Genomic DNA, 23,534 nt, shown 5'->3' on the forward strand with positions numbered 1-23,534 from the left:
ACTTGAGGAGCTAATACATCCCAATTAATACTGTCATTCCATTTTGAAATATCGATAATATGTTTTTTCATTATTGAACATCTCCCTTTTTATCTTCTTGTTTTTGTTTACTACCTAAAATTTCAACCGCGTTTGTCAAAGCTTGTGGAAGTGGGATTCCCATACGACCAGCATTTTCTAAAAGTGATAATAATTCATTACCGATAAAGAAAAAGATTGTCGCTTCACGAATTGCGCTATTTGTGCCCAAAACCGCATCTGCTTGAGTAGCTGCTGCAACCAAAAGAAAAAGCACCACCTTTTTGGCGATGCCTTTGAAACCTACTTTACTTTTTAATTCCCCATTGAATCCTGCTGCAAATACTCCTGTTAAATAATCGATAGCTGCCATAATTACCAAGACTTTCAAAGTTGTATCCCACCCTCCCAAAAAGTACCCACAGAAACCTCCAAAACCGGTAATAAAGGCTTTTAATAATACATCGATACGATCCAAATTCTTTCCTCCTTCTTCAAAATAAAAAGAGAAGCACGTTATGTGCCCCTCTTTGTTATATAAGCCGTATTTTGTTTGAAATTATCATTCCTGATTTAAAGATTCAAAAAAACCTTTGTCTATAATCCTTAACTTCTTGATCTAAATCTTCATATGCATAATCGTTGTTACAACTTTATTCAATAACACACCTCATAGACATCTCCCATTTTTTTAATACTTCCTCAAATACTACCATTAACTTTTGTTTATCAAGGGATTCACAATAAAATAATCACTCTCCCTTACCTATTAAAAAATGTTAATATTATAAAAGATAGAAGGAGGTGATTTAATTGCGTTATGACGATATAAAAGAATTACTAGCTGAAGTTGAAGAGTCCCTACTAGTAATTAAGGATAAATATGAAGAAGTTACATTGTCTAAAGATGTACGAGAAATTGCTAAGCCAAAAATTTTAGCTACAATGGTCCAATTAAGAAGTTGCTTAGATTATTGCATGAAGGACATTAACGAAATAGTTCTCAAACAAAATGGCGGAAAGCAATACTTCCCATATACTGATACTAAAAGGCGTTTTAAGGAAAAAATCAAGTCCGATTATCCTAAATTACGAAATGAAAACTCTAACGTCTACGCTATATTAGAATCTGTTCAGGATTTTAATAACACTGAGTATTCGTGGCTATCCCTACTTTGTAGAAAAGCAAATAAAAATAAACATGACTCACTAATAAAACAGAGCAGACAAGACAACTTCACAATTGATATTCCAGGATTTATGAAAATTGAGAATAGCACCAATATTACAGTTGAAAATTGTGCGGTTGCTTTTGGAAATGACCTCATACCTTTAAATTTCACAATAGACGAGAATGGACAATCTTCTGATCTAAAATTACTAGACAAACGTTTATCTGCTGAACGAATTGACTGGGTTACCTTCAATATAGAAGGGACAGATAAGGATGTATTAGAGTTTCTAACAAAATGCACGCGTGAGATTAGATGTATGGTAGAAAAATTATATAAAGAACTCACTAACCAAAGAACTAATCATTAATTATAATTTTCTTTGTGTGCTTTTATCGATAAGGGGCTGTTTGGCACAACAGCCCACCCTTTACAATCAGCCTCTCCACATCTGCATGATAATGTCACGAAATACTCGTGATATTCTTCTAACGTAATGCCTGAACGTTTACAATATTCTTCTTCAAATTTTTCTTTTGTCATAGTGTCCTCACCTGTTTTAAGTCATATTTTTAAAGGTTATTCGTTATAAACTCTATTTAATCCTTTTAAAAATATTATATGCACCTCTTATGAAATTAACTTTGGGCATCGTTTCAAAATAAAAAAGCCTGCTTCTGCACGCTTGATTTATTATTTCTAAACTGAAAAGCTCATTGCAATATGAACTGTATTTCCACTTTGAACCCCATTTACAAAAATTCCACCATCACTCTTTGCTGTGACTTCACAAATTGTTGGCACATTTCCATACGCAAGTGCTGGGAAAGCAATGTTTTGTACTGGTCTAAATCCAGCTGGAAGTGTTGCAAATATTGTAGTATTTACTGCATTTTTAACTGAACCAATTACCGTAATCTGTTCACCACTTCTTTTATATTTCGGAATCCTGTCAGGTACATTTTCTACACCAGTTGTTGGAAGGTTTGTCCAATCTTTATCCATTGCTTGTTTAATTGTTCCATCCGGTTTAATTCTGAATGCCTTTGACCAATTCCAGTCAGAACCTCCAGGTGTAATACTAGGAACAAATGTACATTCTCCGTTACTAGATTGGTACATTCTCCAACGCGCAGCATCTAAACCGCCACCCTGAATGATACCTGCTCCTAACGACTCAAACATTGATGTTCCTGCCATTTTTAAGTCACCTGTCATCGTACCGCCTGCTGTCTTGAGGAGATTCGTATTTGGTGTGTTAACTAGTAACCCAAGCGTCGTGTTATATCTCATGATAACTGCACCTGATGTGTAATCATACAAGTATATCTCTTTATCAGTTCCCGTTTGTCTCCCCGTAATAGCAAACGCTGGAACATTGTTTATATCATATCTTAAATTGATAGATTCAGGAGCATTAAGTACTAAATGCCCTGTCATTGTATCTCCGGTTTTCTTAACAACATCCATCTTATCAACTTTTTTTTGCAACTCATCTATCGTTTTCTTAAGAATCTCAAAATCAGAAATATAGTTTTCTATTTTAATATTTCCCTCTTTAACATCTCTCTTTAACGAAATTCGGATATCAGGTGTACTCGTTCGCTCTGTACTTTTTTCCATAACGAAATAAGCAGTCCAATCTGCCGATGTTGAAACAGCTTCAGCAGATAGCGTGTATGCAAATACACCATTCTTTGCATCAATTACTTGGGCATCATCACGCATAAATTGTCCTGTATGATTTTCCGCTTCATATTTGACTGTGTATCCTGTTAAATCTTCGCTTTTACCTTTGTTCTTTAGATGTACAATAATTTTCAAACCATTTTTATCATTCTGCCGAGAACGGATTGTTTTCGTAAACACTGGATCAGCCAAGTCGATAATAATTTCTTCCTCTCGCATATACTAAACCCCTTTCTGCAACATCCTACTTTTAATGTGTCTAGTTTGTCTTCTGTTGCGTTTTGTTTTATTCCTATGTTTTATATTACCCTTTGGTTGTATTGGTTCTAATTCTCGGATTCTAGCGTCTGTTTTTGTTACGTATTCTTGAAAGGCTCTAACCTGCTGTGAAATCATCCCATACAAACCCTTTCCTGTTTCTTCAGATTCGTTTGGAATGACAATACCATAATGAGTTGGAATGTCATTTGTCGTTAAAGTTGGTTCCCCCTCTTTACGATCCATACGCATTTCATAAAGTTTGGCTACATCCATTTTAAGGTTATATTGTTTTATATCCCAATTCATTACTTCATCTAATACATCAAATTTAATGTCTCGGATATTGGTTTTATATTTCCGTTTTGAGGAGACTTTAAAATCCCCTGCAATTATTCCACCATAGAATGAACCTGTACCAGATTTAACTTGAAGATACCCATTCTCATAATCCGAATTACGCAACATACAATATTGCATGATAAGATCCGTGTCTCCACCAGAAGAAGTATCAAAAGATAATATTCTTTTACCGTTTTTATGGTAATAAAACTTTTGCCCAGCAGTGAAATGCATATTTCCATTTGTGGCTTCAGCGATAAAATCATTTTTTGCTTTTGCTGCAAAGTTTGTACCAGCTTGTAGGTTCATATATGACAATTGAGATTCAAGTTGCAAATATTCCTCTGCTTTTACGTTTATATCGCCATTTTGACCAAATTTAATAATGGCAGGAAAATATAAGTCTGTATTACTTCCACCAATATAACCTCGTGTAATTCCTATCCCTGCTGCTTTAGGATAAATATTTGAATACTGATAAAGTGCAAGGGCTCCTTGTGAAGCTGTAATATCATTGTCTCCACCTATAAGTAAAGTGGGTTGTAATTCATTCCTCGAATTTTTGTAGTATCCTAAAAACATACGAGCAATATCACTTTCCATAATTCGCATGAATTGTTTAGATATGCTTACATAGTTTTTTGTATCATCGGATCTTAAAGTGGTACCACTAATTTCTCCACCTTTAATTAAATTACCAGTAAGTGTTCCAGCTGTTATAAAATCAGCGACAATTCGCCCATCATATGTAATGGCAGTTTCATATGGGCCATTTACTCCCCAAGGGGAATATCCTAATCCATTGATGTTCCACTGCCAAACCTTTGAAGCGGTCATTTCAGATTTTGTGTCCATAATCAAAATACGATCAGGATAAACCCTAACATGTCCCCCAAATCCAGAGTTAATAAGATTCGTCGCATTTGCTTTTGCTGCATCTAATATAGAACCAGGCATATCCTTTAATTCATCATGCATTTGATCCACTTTACCTGACATATCAGTGAAATTTTCTTTAAAGTTACCGATTGTTAAATTTATATATTCCTTCTTTATTGGATCATATTTATAAGAAATAACTTTAGCCTGGATATCGATGTTGTCTTCCACATGCTTGACAGTAACGATATCCCCCATATATACACGTTGCAAAATAGCATAATCCTTATACTCTTCTGTTTGAGATAGTTCTTGAAACTCAACTTTATATGTCGCTTTAGGTTGGTCAACCTTTTGAATTTCAAACATATCATATGCTGCCCTACGCAAAAGTCTATAAGCTTCCTCTAAAGGAACTGCATCATCATCATTTGCGTTCTCACCAAGAGCTGCTTTTATATCTTTGAATTCCACGACTCTTATCTTTGGATGAGGATACTTATTTATAAGTGGACTGTTTACATACTTTTCTGGTAAAAATAATCCGTCAAATCCTTGTGGCATAATTTTAGTAATCGGGCTCTTCCAATCCACATCACCCTCATAGCCTAATAAATCCTTTTTGTGTTGAATAACAACACCACGATCCATACCACGACTTTTGAGCATTTTAACATCAAAATTATCTCGTTTTAATTCTCCGCCCCACCGATTGATAAAAGAATTATCTAAACTCGTATCTAACATTGCTTCAACTGGATTTTTCCTTACAATACGTGCACTTGCTATAGTCGGTATATCGGAATAAAAAATAAAAGGATGCTTATATTGGCATCCTGTTGATAAACGGCTCATTGCAGCATTACCGTTTGTGGTTTGAATGAAGATATCTTCTATTAAATTCTCTGTTAGATCATAAAAGATGTGATAACACTGTACAGTTAGTTCTCCCATACTCGGTTTAGGGTTCACAACACGGAATAACTGGTCACCATCTGGCGTGGGAACTTTAACGATACTCATACCATCGATATCAATTCCGTATGGAGCGAATAACGGATAACTAAATGTAAATGCAAATAAACCGTTGAGCTCTTCCTCAACAGTTGCATTGTAAATATTCTTATCCAGAATACCGATTCCATTATGTGTGAAATCAGTCTCATTTGGTTTATATAGTGTAATCATAAAAATCTCCACCTTGGTTCAACTATAATTTTAGTAACTGTTTCAGACCATGAAATTGAATTTATTCCATCTTTAAAAAGTGGAAATTCGCCTATCATTTTAGAATTCATTGATGTTGTTCCAACATATGCTTCTAGTAGATCTGAATCGATGGTAACGGAATAAGCCACTCCTTTTATTCGGAACGATATATCATTAATAGTAACCGTTATATCACCGCTACCATAAACCACTAATTTCGGCTCGGATTCTACTGTTCCAGGATTTAAAATGCTTTCTGGTTTTGTTAATACTATTGGTGCTGTATCAATATATTCAAAAGGATCAAGCGTAAATTCCACTTCAAACTCTCCATGTTCTTCAATGTCATTAGCGATATCCCCGATTTTTACATGTTTTATTTTCCGATATACTTCATCATCAGTAAAAAACAGCGTTTTTCCATTAATAAATAATGACTTCACACGTCTTATTAATGGTTTTATGTTTTCATTTTCAAGCAAGTTGAATTTGACTTTAAAAGGGACATCTTTATACGCCCCTTTCTTTGTAAGCGAACCATGTCTACCAGGAACAATTATATGCTCTACTTCTTGTTCGGCGGTTGGAATAACTGGACGACCTACCATATATACTCCGAAACTACTTACTAATTCATTGTCAATTCCCATGTCCAGCAATTTAATTCCTCCCTATCCCTATTTTTGCATTACGTCCCCGTTGAGCAAGAACACTATCAATCTCTTCACCCATTAGTTTAATATCCCTATCATTCCTTACAACTGGATTATTAATATTGATAATTGTTGGCTCTTTTGACATAGTTGCTGCAATACCTTCACCAATTGCTCCTAATGTCTTTTTATTAAGAGGTAGTACTCCTTCTGGTCCCGCTTCACCAGCACCTTGTAAATTCCCACCGTTCATACCGAAGATAGTTGGTCTAGTGAAAATACCACCTTTAGCACGCCATTGAACATTAAGACCAGATGGATACGTAATGTCTTTCCCTAAAACGTTTTTCGTACTAGTTTCCAAACTAAAGTGTGGCATTTTGGGCATTTCAGGCTTTGGAATTTTCAATTTCAGATTGTCAAAGAAGCCTTTAATTTTATCAATGAATCCCTTCACCCCATCAACCGCATCTCTTATTGGATCCATAATAAATCTTTTCGCTGCTTCAAACTTTTCTTGTGCAGCATTCTTTACAGCATCAAATTTTTCACGTGCTGAATTATACAAACTCTCGAATTTTTCTTTAGCTGAGTTATAAGCTTCTGTAGCCGGTTGAACTACATATTGTTTTACTAAATTCCACGCTGCAAGTGTATAGGATTTTATTTTTTCCCAATTTCCTAATATCCAGTTTGCCAAATCTCCAAGTTTTTCTTTTGTTGTATTCCACAATTCTTGTACTGGTTGGATAACATACTGTTTTATTAAATTCCATCCTGCCAACGTATAAGACTTAGCAAGCTCCCATTGTGAACTTAACCAAGAAACTAAATCAGAGAATTTTTCTTTCACTAAGTTCCATGTCTCCTGAACTGGTTGAATGATATATTGTTTAAATAAACCCCATCCAATTTGTGCCGCAGCCTTTGCTATTTCCCATTGTGTACTAAGCCAGCTAACTAACTCGCCGATTTGTCCACTTACCCAATTGTAAGCTTCTTGAATCGGCTGAATAATATATTGAGATATTGCCGCCCAAGCAATTTGTGCACCTGCCTGTATTAATAGCCACCCTGCTTCGAGAACCGTAGAAATTAACGAAATAATAGGATCTAAGACTGTGAGAATGGTATTCCAAGTTTCCTGCCAGGCTTGTGTTAATGTTCCCCACAATTCTGACGCTGTTTCGACAAGAGACGACCAACAAGAAGATGCAGTTTCGACAATTCCAGACCATAAATCACTAAAAAATTGACCAATCGGATCAAAGAAACTATGCATCATTTCTGTAAATGAAGACCACGATTCAGAAAAGAATTCAACAATAGAATTCCATGTATCACTACATATCTGACCTATATCCTTCCACAAATCGCTAAAAAACTGACCTATTGGGTCAAAAAATTCATGCATCATTTCAACAAAAGATGACCAAGCTTCTGAGAAATACTCAACTGTGGAATCCCACCCATCACTACAAGCTTGAACTATACCAGACCACAAGTCACCAAACCATTCTTTAAAATCCGACCACTTTTTAGAAAGCCAGTCGGTTATGGCTCCCCAGTTTTTTATCACCAATACAAGTGCTGTAATCCCAACTATAGCAGCCATAACAACTGCAATGATCGGTAATAAAGCTCCATCTAGTGCCATGAATGAAACAGCTAGTGCGGCAATAATTGGTGTCAAAATAAGAAATGCTGTACCTAATAACCCTAAAACAGTAATAAACTGTTGAATTGGTTCTGGTAGTTTAGTAAACCACTCAGATACCTTCTTTACTCCATCAACTACTTTAGGTAAAATTTCTTTCGTCATATCTGTTAATACTTTTCCTATTGGTTCTAGTGCTGTTTGTGTTTCACGTAATGCGCTTTGGAATTGTTGACCTAATGATTCTTCTTGAAGCTTTTTCATTTCATCCATACGCCCATTTACATCACCAAGGCCACCGTTTACATCAGTAAGCCCTAATACAGCTTTCGCTCCCATGTCTTCCCAACGAGTTGCGAACAATCCAACGCCAATTTGATTTTGTTTGACTTTGTCGTCCATGCTTCCCAAATCGCCTATTACAGCTTTAAACACATCGGCGGCTGTTGCTTTACCATCGTTAAAAGCTTTCCAAACGCCTTGAGTCTCTTTTGAAAGCCCTGCAAAAGCATCCGCGGTTCCTTTTGAACCGTCCTGTACCTTCTTTCCGAATTCGGCAACTGTGTCATTGATATAATCCAAATTATAAGCACCATCACGCGTTCCATTCGCAAGAATGGTAAACATTTCTTGAGCACTAAAACCACCTTGTTTGAATAAAGGCGCATATTCAGAAAGGTTATCAAATAACTCGTCTGAATAATTTAGACCTTCTTGGGCACCTGCTGCTAGTAAATCAAATGTTTCTTGTGTAGATAAACCAAATTGACTCATCAATTGTCCTGCACCACGAGTTGCTTCGTTTAAGTCCACATCATAAACCTTTGCAAGTGTTAAAACATTTTCTGATGCCCCTTGTAATTCTTCATGTGGAACATCACGCATATTTTGATAGACTTTTATTAGCGCATTGTCTACCTCTTCAAGGTTTTCACCAAATCCCTTTTTCCATGTATCTACCGCTATTTTCTGAAGGTTCTCAGCACCTTTTTCAGTCAATCCCAATGAAGCTTGAATTTTTCTTTGCGACCCATCAAATTCTATAGCGACACCTGCGACTGATTTACCAAGTTCAATCAGTTTTTCAGACATTCCCTGCAATATCTGAGTAGCTTCCAACATATTGTGCAAGTCCATTTTCTTACCTAGTTCGGCCATACCATCTGCCGCTTGTGAACCACTTCTCCCAACACTTTGCAATGAATTCTCGAATTGCTTCAATGTGGTTTTAGCTTGGTTTAACTTCGTCTCAAGTTGTTGCACCTCTGTGGAATTCTCACCATATACACGCTTTGCTGCACTTAATTGCTGTTCTAAATTGTGTACAACTCTATCGGTCATTTCCATTTGCTGACGTAGTTGTTTTTGTGCCAACTCTAACTTATCTGCTTCACTAGCATTTTGACCTAATTCAGCATTTTGAAGCTTAAACGAGCTTGTTAAACGCTTTTGTTCCGCTTCAAGCTGTTTAGTATTAGCTTCAAGTTTCTCCATGTCTTCACGTGCTTCTCGTGCTTCAGTTGCTTGCTCTGAAAGACCTTCGTTGACTCTTTTCATTGCATTATTAAGTGAAGTTTCAGCACGTTCCGCATCAAGCAATTTACCGTACATTTTATTGAGTTGTTCAGCGGTGGTATTAGTATCCTTAGACATTGCTTCAAATTCAGCACGTAACATCGATGTACGTTTCTTAGCTGCTTCCATTTGGATTTCTAACTTTTTCTTTTCAGCTGCTAATTTATCAGTCATTGTCGCATCTTGACCCATTGCTGCAATATGATTTTTATATTCTTTTGCTGCATTATTCATAACCATGTTAATTTGCTTCAATGTCTGAGCATACTGAACCTGACCATCCATCTTGAAATTAAGAACAACATTTCTTTCTTTATTCCCTGGCATTTTCTCACCTCATTCCTCAATAAAATGGTGTCTGATCTAACGTGTAGACTTGTTTTGGTTTCTCTTCAACTAATGCATCCGGATTGTTGTATCGAAGATGCATAATGTATTGTTTTAAAAAATGATTAGGAGTGATTTTCCAAAAGTCATCCATACTTAAACCAAGCAATGTGTTACCAACATAAAAATAAAAATCCCAGTCTAATTCAGACTGAGATTCCTTGGTAAACACATTCTTTACTTTTTTTCATCCTTCTTCAACTTCTCCATATCATCAACTTGGAAGTTCTGGCCGTTAAAGATATCCCATACTACTTGGAAGATACCAGGTACATCGTAAAGCGGAATTGCGTGCTTAATTTCCATAGGTGTACACTCTGTTCCACCACTTCGAACCATTGCATAAATTAAAGAGCGCATCAGTTTAGCTTCTTTTTCACCTAAAGAAAAGTTAGCCTTCCCTACCATTTCATTCATTTCTTTTTCGAACTCATGATACGGTTTCCCATAAGATTCTTCCACATAAGGGAATGATTCAAACGAAAAAATAACAGGGATTTCTACACCCTGTACTTTGATTTTATTTATATTTATTTCAACATTAACTAAATCACTTAAACGTGCCATTTACATTCTCCCCCTACTGTCCTGTACTTGTTCCCAATGTATTTAATTGAGATTCATCACAAATAACTTGTTTCATAAAGTCTTTAATTGTAACGCCTGTTGCGGAATCACGAACTTCTGAAAAATCCACTTCCGTTACATCATTGAATAATAACGGGGTTGCTTCCATTACTAACGATTGGTCTTTAACCTCTGCTTCTTCGGTTGTTGTCGAGAACTTTTCTTCGGCTGGTGTAATTTGAACACGAGGATACCAACGACCAACACGAGAACCATCCGATAATGGAGCAACAAACCCTAAAGCGAACATTGGGAATTCTTTTACTGTCGCTTTATTAAATACCACACCTTTTGTTGCAATATATCCATAAATTGCATCTTTAACAACCTGTGATAATGCTGCAAAACTTAAAGACAATGTGTATTTACTATTTTTACTTGCATTTACAAATAATTTATTACTGGCCCATTTTTGAACTGTCGTACTATTTCCTGCAATCCCAAGTTCAGTAATGATGTCCATTACATAAATATCTTTTTCGTATGTTGGAATTGCGAGATTTGTATCTTTTCCACCAGTCATCATTGTAATATATAATGATTCAATCCCCACTGGATATAATAAATCCTGCGCTTTTGTTGTCGGTGCCATCTATATCATCCTTCCATCTTATCTATTATTTTTTCTGCTAAAATATCGGCTACTTTGTCACCCTCTGCATCAAATGTGTTTTGAGAAAAGTGTAAGCCTTTCACATGACCTCTTCCATTCGCTTTTTTATGACCATGTTCAGCTAAATACCAATACCAAGCGCTATCTTCAAATTCCACAGAAACACGATCATTTTTTATAACGACTTTCAAGCTATTTTTTAAATGTGTTCTTTTGTTCTTGTTTGAGAGTTTAATATTTGCTTTTAATTTTGATGCAAAATATTTAGCTGCTTCCTCTAATACATCCATTTCTACTTGCTTATTAACTCTAAGCAACGTATTAATATCTTCTAAAGCATCAGCAAATCCATTATTGTTAGCAGCCATTAATTAATACACCTCACCGATGTTATGAATTGCGTTACAGTGTCATCATTCTCATCATAGGGAATGCCAAAAAATGAAGCATATTCAACTCCATTTTCATTAAAAATTGCTGTTAATGGTTCATAATCTTTTTCAGTACCATTTGTAATTACTGCAATTTGATATAAAGGCATTGACTTAATAACTTTAGATGATGCACGTTTATGTGTTTCGTTCACAAATTCATACACAATGTAAGGATACTTTGCCTTTGAAGGAGCTTCATCACGATAGACTGGAATACCTGATTTTTTCATGATGTCTCTTAATTGCTGAAAATTAATTTGCATATGATAGTGACACCTCCATCATTCGGTCTTCTTCTCGTACATAAATGCGCTCAATATCGTAAATACGACCACCAACTTTTACACGGTAATCCTTTTGGTTGTTTTCAATATCTCTATCAATACGAACCTCAATTTTCTTTATAATTTCATTCGTATCTTTGGTTGTAAATTTATCTGTAGCTGTAACTCCGATATTGTTATAACGAATTTTACGTTCAAATGGATATCCCATCACAACACGGTCTGTTTCTGGATTAATCGTCTCCCCTAATTTGAGAAGATCTCCCAGCCATCTGAGTTTATTTGTCTGTCTCTTCGGCATCGTATACCTCCTGGATGAAGAAAGGTGTCATTGCATCAAGTGCCTGACCTAATTCTTTTTCCGCTACACGATATTCATAAAAAATACCTGCGCACATAATGACCAGGTACTCCACTTCTCTTCCACATGATTTTTTTACGTACCGCTGCCCTTGTTCAATATAAAAAGGGAGCATAGATTCATCCATGCCCTCTTCCCAATGAATATGAGATTTTAATCTCTCAATTAAATCATCCATATTAAACTCCTGTAGAAGCTGCTAAAACATATTTATAAACTGGAACCTCAAATGGTGAGTGAATTAATTGAGCATCTAATAGATTCCAAATACGGAAACCTACACGATTTGTACGTGAGAATAACTCAACTAATTTTTGTACTTCTAATGAGCCGATAACATCTTGAATATAGAATTTCGAGAAGTCACCAAAATAGAACACTGGTGTATCTGGTGAATCAGGAATGTCAATTGCATCCTCTTCTTCAACTGGGAAGCCTAATAATGTATATCCAATTCCACCTTCTGCTTGATTAAATGGACGAAGCAACGGGAAGCCATCATCTGTTTTCATTGTTTCGATTTTAGTTAATGCTGCCGTATTTAATACCCATCGTGCTTTTTTACGTACTTCTTTAACTGGCGTGTTCTTCATTTTTACTAATGCGTTGTATAAATCTTTTTCATCCGTTTTAAACTCAACAGCTTTCTTTGCTAATGCGCCATCATTTACGTTATTAGCTTCATCGCCATTAACCATATATTGAGTTTCTTTACGAACATAAGCTTTCTTCAATTCATCCATCACGATTTGCTCAATTGGTAACCCAGTGCGTGCTAATAATTTTTTCGTTACAGTTGCAAGCGCATCAAACTCTGTTGGAGATAGTTCGATCTCATCGAATTCAATATCCGTTTCCGGGATTTCATTATTTGTTCGCTCATTTTTATGACCTTGAGCTTCTGCCTTTTTAACTAAAATAGGATACTTAATATTTTCTTTTGTTTTTACTCCTATTCCTAATCGACGTAAAAAGTTTTCTTCTTGAGCATACGTAATAATTTCTTTACTTAAGAAATCTGGAATAGTAACAGAACCATTACCAGTAACTAACCCTAACGCGCGAGCTTCCCTTTCATCAATATTACCCACAATATAATTAGCAAAAGCTGAACGAGTTTCCTTTTCTTTGTTTTTAGTAGATTCATGACCTTTAGTAGAAAGACCTGTTCCAATAGATGCCATAATTGCGGAACGTTGTTCTTCTGACAGTTCAGTTTTTGTATCGGGATTTCCCTCTTTTTCATCAGGATTTTCTTTTTTCTCATCTTTCTCTTTGCCTGGATCTTCTTCTTTTTCGTCTGCTTCTAATTTTGCTAATTCATCAGCAAGAGTTTGCGCTTCTTTTGTTAATGCTTCTACTTCAGCCTTAACTGCTGCTAAATCTTCTGAACGAACTTCACCCTTCTCTACTTTCCCTTGTAATTCTTCCAAACGAGCTTTATTTCGCGCTTGAGATCCTTTTAAGATTTCTTTTAAATTCATTTTACATTTCCTCCAGAACATTTTTTATTTGTTTGATAAGATTATTTCTTTCTTCTACATTGTCATCTTCAAGAATGGTTTTTACAGTTGCTGCTTCACTTCTCATTTCAATCATGGCGGTATTTTCGCCCCTGGTTTCAATGGAAGTGGCAACATATGCTGGTGTCATATCCAAAATAGACACTTCTAAAAGCTCTAGTTCTTCAATAGAACGCTTTTGAACACCAGATTCGCCCTCTTCCCATGAATCTTTTTCAGAAACAAAACCAAATGACCAACCACGCAATTCTTTATCCTTGGCTTTTTGAATCACTTGTTCATCTGTAACCGTAGCAATGGCTCTTAAACCAATATTATCTTCATACAATTCCAGATTTCCGTTTTCAATAGAGCCAAGCTTTCTATTTTTATCGTGGTTAAAAAGCAAGTCCACATTCTTTGCTTTCTTTAACGCTTTTTCAAACGTCTTAGGGGCAATCTTCTCTTTGAAATATCCTCTTGGTGAAGGCAACATGCGACTTTCTCTGTCCACAACATTCACATAGCCATCAAGTATGACTTGATTCCCTCGGACCTCAATTTTCATTCTCTTCACCCCCTCCCAATAACTCACCTGTAGTCTGCGTCTCACCAATTTTCGATAAATCATTAGAAATATAGATTGCTTGTGACTCAGGTGTATTTTGTTTAGGGAATCCGAGCATATCGGCAACATTGTCAGGTGAAGTAATGGCTGTACGCACAAGGTTATAACCGATATTTGTCTTGTTGCTATAAGTGACAAAATCAAGAATATTAATCTTGAATTTAATTCGTTTCCCCGAATTTTGACCATAAAAAAGAAGACTCAAATGGTCTTCAAAATTTTTCATTATTGGTCTTACTGCTTTGTTGTGTATATACATCATTGCTTTTTCAATATCTTCTTTGATTAGCTCTGTGTATGTATCCACATTTACACCTAAAAACTTACCCAAATCCTTTTTGTATACATTTAGGTATGCTAGGGTCTTTTCATCGTCTAACGGGCTTTTAAGCGTGTCTATTGAGTACCCTTTTCCAAGAGGTATCATTTTTACAGACCTTGATTCATCGATTGATTCCAGTTGGTCTAAAATTGCATTGATTAACTTTGACTGCGCACCATTCTGTGGATTAATATGGGCATCCAAATTTAACAAGAATGCTAATAAACCACCCTTTTTATATTTGTCAGTTAAAGTTTTCTCAGCTGACATAACGCCCTCGAGTGTATCTCTTCCTAAATCAAGAATACCTTTTCCTCTTAAATGATCTGCACCAATATTTTTCACATGACGAATCATAAACGGAGGGATTTCTTCCCCACCGATGTTAAAATGTTCTACTAAATTATCATCTAACTCTGTAAAAACACTTGAAGCTAAATGTATTTGAGTGCCATTTAATATAGGGAACGTTTCTCCCTCGAGCAAATAGGTATTTGTCATTAACTTAATGAATTCAGATTGCGTTAGATAATCATTAGGATTCTTTAAAATACGAAGTGCAATGTCATCTTTAATTTCATTCCCAAATTCATCTTCCACAACAATATCAGCCAATAACATTTGATTGCTAATATCTTGTAACAATTCATAAACATCACTAGATTCCAAGATATTTGAATCCGTAACATATACGCCACCGTAACGAATACTTTTTCCTAAAACATCATCAAGATAGCCGCGCTTTTCTAGCTTTCGATACAAATAATTTGAAAACCTATCCCTTAAACCCAATTTCTCACCGCCTTTCAATTAACGAACGTTTCCGGATCCGTTAAAGTAACTTTGTTCGTATTTTAAATTTAAGCTTTGCTATGCATGTTAGACAATTATGCATGGACAATTCCCCAAAAAGTATACAGCTAAATATAATATTGTGGAAAACAAGATTAAGATAAGGAGTGATTGTCTTTGTATCGTCAGTATTGTTATAAAGTCCCTTATACCTATGCCCAATGTATGGCGGATTGCACATCTGGAGATAATCCAGGTTTCGATTATGAATGTCGGCCTATATGTTGGCAGTATAAAACAAGACCTTGGTATCTACAATGTACAAGACCTACGGCATATACACCTTATGGCATGAGTCAAGCAGCACCTTACATTCCACAGCCGAATTATTATCCATATTCCTATTTTCCTATGCAACCTTCTTTTCACTGCCCTCCTGATTCTATAAAATGGTGGGTATGCGACGATGGGCCTACCAATTGTCATTGGGAATGCCTTCCAACTTAGTGCTTGAGTATTTGCCGAGAGCCAATCAAACACCGCCTTTCAATTAACAAATGTTTCAATTTCCGTTAAAACTTTTTTGTTGACATTTTACAAAAGAAAAAGGACCTTTTTTGGTCCTTTTGATTAATTCCTTCTTTCCGGTTTATCTCTTAGACTCAAGAGCTAATAAACGAGCCTCAAGTTTAGCTAAATTCTTATGTAATTCAGCATTTTCAGCCTCGAGTTTCTCATTTAGCCCTTGAATAGCCGCCAAGGCTACACCTTGTAAATCAATAGTTGAAATATGTTTACTATCATCACCATCAAGTCCAAAGGTGGCATTAAAGTCCTGAGCAGTTGGGCCAATATGACATCCTTCAGATGTGTCGTTTTTATAGTTCCAAGTCTGAATTGGCACACTCGCTAACTTATCAAGAACTTCAAGCGTGTTAACACTCAAGAAATTCTCCTTGGCGTTTTTGTCACTGATGAGCCTAACCCCGCGTGCATAGACGTCAAAATCTGCAGAGATGTTACCCTTTACATCCATGTTACCTGCTGCCAAGACACCACCAATATTATTAACTTGAAAGACGACGGCGCCTTGAGGAGAAAATCCATAGATAAGCATTCCCAGGTTTGCAAAATTAGTAACATGTAAAGCTGCAACATTTTTCACATTAGACTCTAAGTATTCCGGAGGCCCTGCCATTTGAATCCCCCCTTAAATGTCATTTAAATTAACTAGATATCGGTAAAAGTTTTACATTACAAATATATTTTCAATGTTATATTTTAGAACTCCCTAAAATCATCATTCACGTTTCACCTATAAATCTCATTAATTAAATCATCCATATCTTCACCATCTATATCTTCCATCTGCATCATAGTTTCTTTATGAGCAACTAAAAAAGCCACAAATCCATCAATCTTTTTCTTTGATTGACGTTTTGAAGGCCCCTTCATTCCATTCATATTCACTATTACTACTAGGTTTAATGCACAATATATAAACAATGGATTGTCTGTAAACAAACGCTCTTCATAAATTAAACGTTCTGCATCATCAATCATAGCGTTCATTACGTTTGGATACTGATTAACTACTAAACACTCGAGACCAAGATTCTCACACTTTTCAATGAGTTTTTGAGACATGGCTGGATCATAGTTTAGTTGGTGCACATCGTATAATTCCATGCATTCTTTGATGTAATCCAATACTTGATCCTGGTCAATCATTTTACCATCACAAAACTGAACGTAACCGCGCTCAACTAAGTCTGTATAAGGAACATTGTCCTCCTTTTCACGAAACTCAATGTCTGCATTCGGTATGAAGTACATCTGTTTAACCTTCAGAATGGCTTTCCCGTCTTCATCATAAGTCGGAAAGTTCAAGTTCACGCAAGTTAAGTCTGTTGTTTTTGACAAATCGAGACCAAGATAACAAGTTTCACCTGCAAGGTCACCGAGGTCTTCCACAAGGACATGCTGCACCTGATCTTGTTCAAAATAATTCTCAGCACCATTAACGAATACGTTTAAATGTTTAGAAAGAAACTCGGCTTTCTTGTGTGCTGAACGTGATGCTGAGATGAATTCAGTTTCAAGTGCACTCATCGTTACAGACACACCAATATTCGGGTTAACCATCTCCCAAACATTTCTGTCTGTCCAATCATAGTTCTTGTTAGGTTCGTATATCATGACAAAACTTGAATCATTATCATCACGTTTCAATACTTCTTTTGCTTCACGATACACTCGCATACCAACGCTAGATGAACCTTTACCAGCCGTTGATATATTAAACATAATCGGCTCAGCACGAGAAACTTGCGCTGATTTAAAGTTATCGTACTGATCCATATTTTCTTGAGCATGAAGCTCATCGTTTAAAATGAAGTGTGGATTGGAACCCTCAATGGATTGTATGTTTTTACTCATTACTATGAATTGGTTCTGATAAGCCAAATCATCACGAATATAGTCATAGGTCACAATGGAAATTGTACCTTTTGGTCCTTTATAAATGTGTGAGCAATCCATTAATACATCATGGTTCATAATTGTTGCTGCAAATGGCTTTGCTGCATATTGCGCCTGGTTAAAATCACTCGCACAACAATAACAATCGGCACTGAGTACTCCTTCACCGTACATCGCATAACCAAGAGCACCAACACCGATTAAGGTTTTACCATTTTTCTTAGGAACCTGGATATAAGCTTCACGGGTAACACGAACAACTTTACCTTTTTCATTCTTATGAACCCATCCATAAATCCATGAGTAAGCGAATTTTTCCCACTCCTCTAGAATAAAAGGTTGTCCAGCTAAATCACCTTTAGTATGACGGACAAACGTTTCTACCCAATCCATCATTTCATTTGCACGGTCCACATCGAACCAAATATCTTTACGCTTTTTCCATTTATAATAACGATCTACCATTGCTTTGATAGTATCGGGATATTTTTTAGGGTTCTTTCTTACTTGTTTTGCATAAATCTCTGCATAGTTAATGCCACGTTCAATCACATAAACACCACCTCCAAGGCATAATAAAAAGCCACACAAATGTGTGACCTAATTTTTTAAAGACGCCTTCTTAGAATTTCTTCAGTTGCATTTGTCATAACTTCTTCAATCGTTTTATTTTTTGATGGTTTTACTTTTGAAAATATAAGGTCACGACGCACGTCATCATTTAAAGTTATTACCTCCTGATATTCTTTTTTATCTGTATGATATTTTATCGTGACCTTAATTTTCCCATTGTGTTCTTCACCAAAAGCATTTGCGGAAACAATTGTAGATATTGATTGTCCTGGGGCTATAAAAGCATCCCTGATATTCCTGAAATATTCTTTACCTGACATTGAATCAATATAACTAGGCTCAAAAATTATGGAATCAATAGTAGCTCCACTTTTACCAAAATTCTTTATAATCAAATACTCATGAATAGAAGATAAAACTTGGATATAATCTCTGTATACAACTACATATGGTCTATTTGCTTCTTCAATAGAGCTTTTAGTTACCCTTAAGGAAAGTACAGAAATAATAATTGCTACTACTGAAGTTCCAATCCCTACTATTGGAGAAATTATTTGTACTAAATCTGAAATATTAATGTTATCCATCTATGTATCTCCTAATCATTTTTACATTAATTATAACATTAATTATTCATTTTTCTCCATTTATTCCTATGAGCTTCCAATTCATCTACCACTTGCTTTCTTGGTTTTTCTACCTCTTCATTTTTTCCAACAGTAGAACCACCAGTGACAAATTTCCCTGCTTTAGATTTATTAGTAAGTCCCAATAAATCTAATGCTTTTGTTTTCTTATCCGACCAAGTCTCCACCTGCTGTGCCAATGGATGCTTTGAATTATTTGTAGCACCGGCTTTATTTGTATGTTGCTGCGTTGCCGGAAACCCTTTCTCTTTCCACTCAATAAACATCGTCATATAAACTTCGAAAATATCTAAATAGGATTCAATTAATGGATCTAAAGTAAGGGTGTAAATATCTGCATCACGCATGATTTTTAATATCCGATTTTTCTCAGCTTCTGTTTTATCGGCAACAATTTTTTGACGCTCCTTTTTCGTAGACATTTCACACCCCCCTTTATTTTTTAAAAATGTTGTCTAACGATAGAAATGCCCCCTACGCTACCTATCCTCCCCAAAGGGAAAATTTTATTTTTTGACAGGGGGGCTTATCCAAAATAACTCGGAAAAACCTTTTTCGGTTTATCTTCATTTTCTTCGATTGTGTGACACTTTGGACAAAGTAACCTTAGATTGTTTAGATCAAGTTTAAGTGTTGGGTCATCTTTAATTGAAATAATATGATGAACATGAGCACTTCGACCAAAGACGAACCTTCCACATCGTTGACAGTATCCTTTCTCTCGTTCATATACTTGAGACCTGATAAATTTCCATTCATCTGTTCTATAGAATGGTTTGTTTTCATGATGATAGATGTTCTTCTTATCTTTCTTCTTCCTTGGTTTGTTACGCTTATGTTCTTCACAGTAACGCCCTTTGCTTATCTTGTTACGGCAGCCATTAAAGTCACAGTATTTCATGATAGCAATTCAATGATGTCTTCTTTCTTTTTAACATCAGCTGGAATCTCAACACCTAACTCATCAGCATACTCACGTAACTGTTTCACTGTCATATCATTTAAATTAACTACTGTCTTATCAGGCTCAATTGATGAATCCATGCCTAGTATCATACTGTCAGGATTAACAGTTACTTCGAACCCTGGTTCTTCATCAGTTGGTACAAACAAAATTCTTTTTTCTTTTGAATCCCAATACTCTGTACCTGATATTGTTTTTCTGACTTCAGTAATCATTTTGTTACACCCTCCCTGTCTTTCTACAAAATAAAAAGCAGCGGATTCGCTACTTTAATTGCTCAATTATTCTCTTTGATATTTTTCTGGATAGCACCTAAGTCGCCTCTCACGAAATAAAAAAAGCACCCTTATTGGATACTTTTCATATTTGCTTTTGAATTCTTTTAATTATATTTTCGTATAGTCTATTTATTTCTTCGTTATTAACATTAATAGTTAATGGCTTATTATTAATGTACTTTAATAAAGCATCGTCAACTTCTTTCAAATACATTATAAATTCTTGTAAACTTTTATTGGTTTTCTTATTAAAAAGGATCGAATATTGTTTAACTTTAAGCTCAAATGCAAGAATTTCTTTTTGATAATCATCTTTTAATTCATACAGTTCTGTCTCTGGAATATTATAAAAAGCAACAATATAAACCATAGTTTTTATTCTTTTTTGGTTAACGGAATGTATTTCTTCAATTAATATGTTTCCTTTTGCAACCACTTCATTTCCCTTCCTATTTGTCTTTTGCAAAAAATAATTAGTTCCTCCAGTAAAAATAATTGCTGTTATTGCACTTGTAATAATAGTTCCTAAATTAAAATCAATATCCATAAAACTTAATGTCCCCTTCCAAAAATACCATTAATTTCATTTTATCATACAAATAAAATGAAGATATATCTACTTTTTGTTATAATAATATACAAACATGGAAGGATCTGTATATTATGAGTTTAATAACAATTGTAGAAACCAAAGACATTGTTTCCATTATTTCTGACGGGCAAAAAACCGGACTTGACGGAAACATAGTTGGAACGGGTTTTCAAAAATTCTATGCTACTGATAATTTTTTCATTGCCGTTGGTGGCTCCGAAGCTGTTGCACGATTACTTTTTGAACATTTCAAGGAAGTTAACGCAGACAAAGATTACGTTAAAAATTTAATCGATGAACAAGCTAGCCAAATTAACCATAGCTATTGTATGGTGTTTGGTGATTGTACAAACAAAAGATCTCTATATACGGTATATAATCATTTTAATAATGAATTTGAAGTTCAAAACTATATACCAGAATCAGAAAGCTATTTACCTATCATCATAAACTCTAGTCATTTAAAAGAAGCCCCTATTGGACTTGTAAAATATAAAATAAGTCAAATGGTATTAAAAAATAAAAGTAATGAAGAAATTATACAGGTACAAAAAGATTTTCATCAGTATGCTGCAAATAATGATCCTACCGTAAATAGTGAAATAATTCCACATATTATTTATAAACAAAAAATTACAGAACAAAAGAGCAACTGATATTTGGTTGCTCTTTTGTTAATTTCTTATGTTATTACTATAATTCATATTTTCAATAGTATCGATTCACTTTAGGAGTGAACCTAAATGATACCTTCTCTTTCCACAAACTTGATAAGCCGAATTATTTCAGCATGTTTCTTTTTAATATGGCTAGAACTATAACTAATTTCCTCAGCTATTTGCTCCAACGTCATGCCATCCACATACTTCATTTTTAGTATTTTATTGTCCAAACCTCTAAACTTGTTAATTAACTTTTTCAGCTTGTACATATCATTCAGCTTATGCGCTAACTCATATTCGATTGCTTCAATACGTTCTTCTACCTTGGAACCTTCCGACTCAGCAGTTAAACGTACATCTCGCAAATCACCACTGATCCAGCGTTTTAATTCAGATTTTGTTTTATCTAAGTTGTAATCTAAGTATGCGATTCGTTCTTCTAATTTCTGATAGTCTTTCAGCCAGTCAAACAAATGATGATTCACCTACTTTCTTTTAAAACTCAATATATTACCAAACTATTCCTTTTAAATTTGCTATACTAATAATAAAAACAACTAAGAGAGGATAAATTATGTCAAACAAAATAGATGCAAATTACCTTTTATTACAACTTGGTTTATACGAACCTGTTCCATTTAATGAAACCAATGCTATTGAATTAGAACAAATATTTAATAATTGCTCTGATATTCAGTTTGATTGTTATTGTATTGAATGTAAAAAAGATTCTACATTTAAATTTCACGAGACAAAGGGCCTTGTATTATATCTCAATGCAAATCCAGATCCAGCTAAAGCAATAAACAGATTAAACACTCATCCAGACCCCATTAATTTAATCTTTAAATGTCAACGAGATAGTTCACATTTGTACTCATTTATGATTCGAATTATCAACAATGAAATAACTAAGGTTGGACAATTTCCATCTATCGCATCTTTAGAATTACATTCTATAGATAAATATCGGAAAATCCTAAAAAGTGACTACCGTGACTTTTCCAAGGCTATTGGACTATATTCCCATGGAATCGGAGCTGGTTCATTTGTTTACCTACGTAGAATTTTTGAAAATCTAATTGAAGAATGTAGGCAAGAGGCACAAAAAGACGATTCCTTTGACGTTGATGCTTTCCAGTGCTCTAAGATGGATGAGAAAATACTAATGTTAAAAGCTTATCTTCCAGGTTTTCTTGTTGAAAATAGAAAACTATATGGAATCCTTAGCAAAGGAATACATGAATTAGACGAAAAAACATGTTTAGAATTATTTCCTAATGTCAAGGTTGCGATTGAATTAATACTTGATGAAAAAATCCATCAACTTGAAAAGGAAAGTAAGATTCAATCAGCTAGAAAATTTATCGCAGCGACTGTTGAAAAATTTAAGAAATAAAACATTCGATCATCCTTTTTAGGGTGGTTTTATCTTTACTTTCTACTAAGAAACTCTAAATCTCATAAAACATGTTTATTTTCCTTTCTAAGACGTTTTACCTTCCACATGGTGAATTACATTAGGAAATAAAAACATCTTAGTTTTTTCTCAATCTGAAAAGCCATTTTTCAGCAAAAGGTTTATTTTGTTATAAAATCTATCTATTCCAAATGAAAAATTTAGTATAATGAGTTGATAACGATATTTATTAGAATAAGGAGATGTAATAATTGTTCGAACTTTTCACCTGGATATTACTGAAAGTATTAACTTCACCCATAATACTCATTACTGCATTACTAGCTATTTTTTTAGTTGTTTTTCTAGGATTCTCCCAACATAAAAAACAACTTGAAATTCATAAGAAGCAACTTGAAATTCAACAAAAACAAATCCAAGCTCGTAAAATTTATATGGAGGAGCTTCGTCAATCTAGCATCAATGAAATTGACAAAATGGATGGTCGACAATTTGAAGAATACTTAAGTTCCTTA

At 34.9% G+C, this 23,534-nt stretch carries 27 protein-coding genes and 1 pseudogene; 4 read left to right on the top strand and 24 right to left on the bottom strand.

What is annotated here, in order from left to right; genetic code table 11:
- Nucleotides 1-70: 70 nt before the first annotated feature.
- Entirely contained in the window at nucleotides 71-496 is a 426-nt protein-coding gene (locus MR071_RS23500) for a phage holin family protein (protein WP_105586299.1), read from the bottom strand.
- 335 nt (nucleotides 497-831) lie between these two features.
- Between MR071_RS23500 and MR071_RS23505 the strand changes: the two genes are divergently transcribed.
- On the top strand, nucleotides 832-1,560 hold the full coding sequence (locus MR071_RS23505) for a hypothetical protein (RefSeq protein ID WP_105586300.1): 729 nt from the start codon (nucleotides 832-834) through the stop codon (nucleotides 1,558-1,560).
- Here MR071_RS23505 and MR071_RS23510 read toward each other — a convergent pair.
- From MR071_RS23510 to MR071_RS23615, 22 genes are all read right to left on the bottom strand, one after another.
- Complete coding sequence (locus tag MR071_RS23510; RefSeq protein WP_181149515.1) at nucleotides 1,557-1,733, bottom strand: hypothetical protein; 177 nt, start codon at nucleotides 1,731-1,733, stop codon at nucleotides 1,557-1,559. The genes MR071_RS23505 and MR071_RS23510 overlap by 4 nt on opposite strands.
- Before the next feature lie 156 nt (nucleotides 1,734-1,889).
- Entirely contained in the window at nucleotides 1,890-3,098 is a 1,209-nt protein-coding gene (locus tag MR071_RS23515; protein ID WP_105586301.1) for a BppU family phage baseplate upper protein, read from the bottom strand.
- Between the two features lie 3 nt (nucleotides 3,099-3,101).
- A complete protein-coding gene (locus MR071_RS23520; RefSeq protein ID WP_105586302.1) occupies nucleotides 3,102-5,546 on the bottom strand; it encodes a phage tail spike protein in 2,445 nt (814 codons plus the stop codon).
- The gene (locus tag MR071_RS23525; RefSeq protein ID WP_105586303.1) at nucleotides 5,543-6,226 is read right to left on the bottom strand and encodes a distal tail protein Dit; all 684 of its coding nucleotides are present in this window, start codon (nucleotides 6,224-6,226) and stop codon (nucleotides 5,543-5,545) included. The genes MR071_RS23520 and MR071_RS23525 overlap by 4 nt, the downstream gene beginning before the upstream one ends.
- A 1-nt stretch (nucleotide 6,227) precedes the next feature.
- Nucleotides 6,228-9,779, bottom strand: a complete 3,552-nt coding sequence (locus MR071_RS23530) for a phage tail tape measure protein (protein ID WP_105586304.1) — start codon at nucleotides 9,777-9,779, stop codon at nucleotides 6,228-6,230.
- Between the two features lie 16 nt (nucleotides 9,780-9,795).
- Nucleotides 9,796-10,011: a hypothetical protein gene (locus MR071_RS23535; RefSeq protein WP_000494315.1), complete on the bottom strand. Its 216-nt coding sequence runs from the start codon at nucleotides 10,009-10,011 to the stop codon at nucleotides 9,796-9,798.
- Between the two features lie 5 nt (nucleotides 10,012-10,016).
- Nucleotides 10,017-10,406, bottom strand: a complete 390-nt coding sequence (locus MR071_RS23540) for a hypothetical protein (protein WP_105586305.1) — start codon at nucleotides 10,404-10,406, stop codon at nucleotides 10,017-10,019.
- 13 nt (nucleotides 10,407-10,419) lie between these two features.
- Nucleotides 10,420-11,058, bottom strand: coding sequence for a major tail protein (locus tag MR071_RS23545; protein ID WP_105586306.1), 639 nt, complete (start codon nucleotides 11,056-11,058; stop codon nucleotides 10,420-10,422).
- Nucleotides 11,059-11,063: 5 nt separating this feature from the next.
- Entirely contained in the window at nucleotides 11,064-11,447 is a 384-nt protein-coding gene (locus MR071_RS23550; RefSeq protein ID WP_105586307.1) for an HK97-gp10 family putative phage morphogenesis protein, read from the bottom strand.
- Complete coding sequence (locus MR071_RS23555) at nucleotides 11,447-11,776, bottom strand: hypothetical protein (protein ID WP_105586308.1); 330 nt, start codon at nucleotides 11,774-11,776, stop codon at nucleotides 11,447-11,449. Before MR071_RS23555 ends, MR071_RS23550 begins: the two co-directional genes overlap by 1 nt.
- Nucleotides 11,766-12,098, bottom strand: coding sequence for a phage head completion protein (locus MR071_RS23560; RefSeq protein ID WP_105586309.1), 333 nt, complete (start codon nucleotides 12,096-12,098; stop codon nucleotides 11,766-11,768). Before MR071_RS23560 ends, MR071_RS23555 begins: the two co-directional genes overlap by 11 nt.
- The gene (locus tag MR071_RS23565) at nucleotides 12,076-12,336 is read right to left on the bottom strand and encodes a head-tail connector protein (protein ID WP_105586310.1); all 261 of its coding nucleotides are present in this window, start codon (nucleotides 12,334-12,336) and stop codon (nucleotides 12,076-12,078) included. The genes MR071_RS23560 and MR071_RS23565 overlap by 23 nt, the downstream gene beginning before the upstream one ends.
- Before the next feature lies 1 nt (nucleotide 12,337).
- The gene (locus MR071_RS23570; RefSeq protein WP_242238122.1) at nucleotides 12,338-13,642 is read right to left on the bottom strand and encodes a phage major capsid protein; all 1,305 of its coding nucleotides are present in this window, start codon (nucleotides 13,640-13,642) and stop codon (nucleotides 12,338-12,340) included.
- Nucleotide 13,643: 1 nt separating this feature from the next.
- Nucleotides 13,644-14,228: an HK97 family phage prohead protease gene (locus MR071_RS23575; protein WP_142395857.1), complete on the bottom strand. Its 585-nt coding sequence runs from the start codon at nucleotides 14,226-14,228 to the stop codon at nucleotides 13,644-13,646.
- Entirely contained in the window at nucleotides 14,218-15,402 is a 1,185-nt protein-coding gene (locus MR071_RS23580) for a phage portal protein (RefSeq protein ID WP_105586313.1), read from the bottom strand. The genes MR071_RS23575 and MR071_RS23580 overlap by 11 nt, the downstream gene beginning before the upstream one ends.
- A gap of 649 nt (nucleotides 15,403-16,051) precedes the next feature.
- Entirely contained in the window at nucleotides 16,052-16,600 is a 549-nt protein-coding gene (locus tag MR071_RS23585; RefSeq protein WP_105586315.1) for a tail fiber domain-containing protein, read from the bottom strand.
- Between the two features lie 113 nt (nucleotides 16,601-16,713).
- Nucleotides 16,714-18,435, bottom strand: a complete 1,722-nt coding sequence (locus MR071_RS23590; protein WP_242238123.1) for a terminase large subunit — start codon at nucleotides 18,433-18,435, stop codon at nucleotides 16,714-16,716.
- Nucleotides 18,436-18,491: 56 nt separating this feature from the next.
- Nucleotides 18,492-19,043 carry a hypothetical protein gene (locus tag MR071_RS23595; RefSeq protein WP_105586317.1) on the bottom strand — a complete coding sequence of 184 codons (552 nt, stop codon included), beginning with the start codon at nucleotides 19,041-19,043 and terminating at the stop codon, nucleotides 18,492-18,494.
- A gap of 38 nt (nucleotides 19,044-19,081) precedes the next feature.
- Nucleotides 19,082-19,525 carry a P27 family phage terminase small subunit gene (locus MR071_RS23600; RefSeq protein WP_105586318.1) on the bottom strand — a complete coding sequence of 148 codons (444 nt, stop codon included), beginning with the start codon at nucleotides 19,523-19,525 and terminating at the stop codon, nucleotides 19,082-19,084.
- A gap of 104 nt (nucleotides 19,526-19,629) precedes the next feature.
- The gene (locus MR071_RS23605) at nucleotides 19,630-20,004 is read right to left on the bottom strand and encodes an HNH endonuclease (RefSeq protein WP_105586319.1); all 375 of its coding nucleotides are present in this window, start codon (nucleotides 20,002-20,004) and stop codon (nucleotides 19,630-19,632) included.
- A complete protein-coding gene (locus MR071_RS23610) occupies nucleotides 20,001-20,282 on the bottom strand; it encodes a Rho termination factor N-terminal domain-containing protein (protein ID WP_105586320.1) in 282 nt (93 codons plus the stop codon). The genes MR071_RS23605 and MR071_RS23610 overlap by 4 nt, the downstream gene beginning before the upstream one ends.
- 145 nt (nucleotides 20,283-20,427) lie before the next feature.
- A complete protein-coding gene (locus tag MR071_RS23615) occupies nucleotides 20,428-20,892 on the bottom strand; it encodes a hypothetical protein (protein WP_097969941.1) in 465 nt (154 codons plus the stop codon).
- A 116-nt stretch (nucleotides 20,893-21,008) separates the two neighbouring features.
- Here MR071_RS23615 and MR071_RS23620 point away from each other — a divergent pair, with 116 nt between their 5' ends.
- The gene (locus MR071_RS23620) at nucleotides 21,009-21,593 is read left to right on the top strand and encodes a hypothetical protein (RefSeq protein ID WP_105586321.1); all 585 of its coding nucleotides are present in this window, start codon (nucleotides 21,009-21,011) and stop codon (nucleotides 21,591-21,593) included.
- Nucleotides 21,594-21,676: 83 nt separating this feature from the next.
- On the opposite strand, the gene MR071_RS23625 is transcribed toward MR071_RS23620, so the two are convergent.
- The gene (locus MR071_RS23625; protein ID WP_105586322.1) at nucleotides 21,677-22,072 is read right to left on the bottom strand and encodes a hypothetical protein; all 396 of its coding nucleotides are present in this window, start codon (nucleotides 22,070-22,072) and stop codon (nucleotides 21,677-21,679) included.
- A 101-nt stretch (nucleotides 22,073-22,173) separates the two neighbouring features.
- Here MR071_RS23625 and MR071_RS23630 point away from each other — a divergent pair, with 101 nt between their 5' ends.
- Entirely contained in the window at nucleotides 22,174-22,998 is an 825-nt protein-coding gene (locus MR071_RS23630) for a hypothetical protein (RefSeq protein ID WP_242238124.1), read from the top strand.
- A gap of 272 nt (nucleotides 22,999-23,270) precedes the next feature.
- Nucleotides 23,271-23,534 (top strand): annotated as a pseudogene (locus tag MR071_RS23635) (hypothetical protein); the annotation flags it as partial.

The sequence above is a fragment of the Bacillus cereus group sp. BfR-BA-01316 genome, from assembly GCF_022664195.1.
In the GTDB taxonomy this organism is placed as follows: domain Bacteria; phylum Bacillota; class Bacilli; order Bacillales; family Bacillaceae_G; genus Bacillus_A.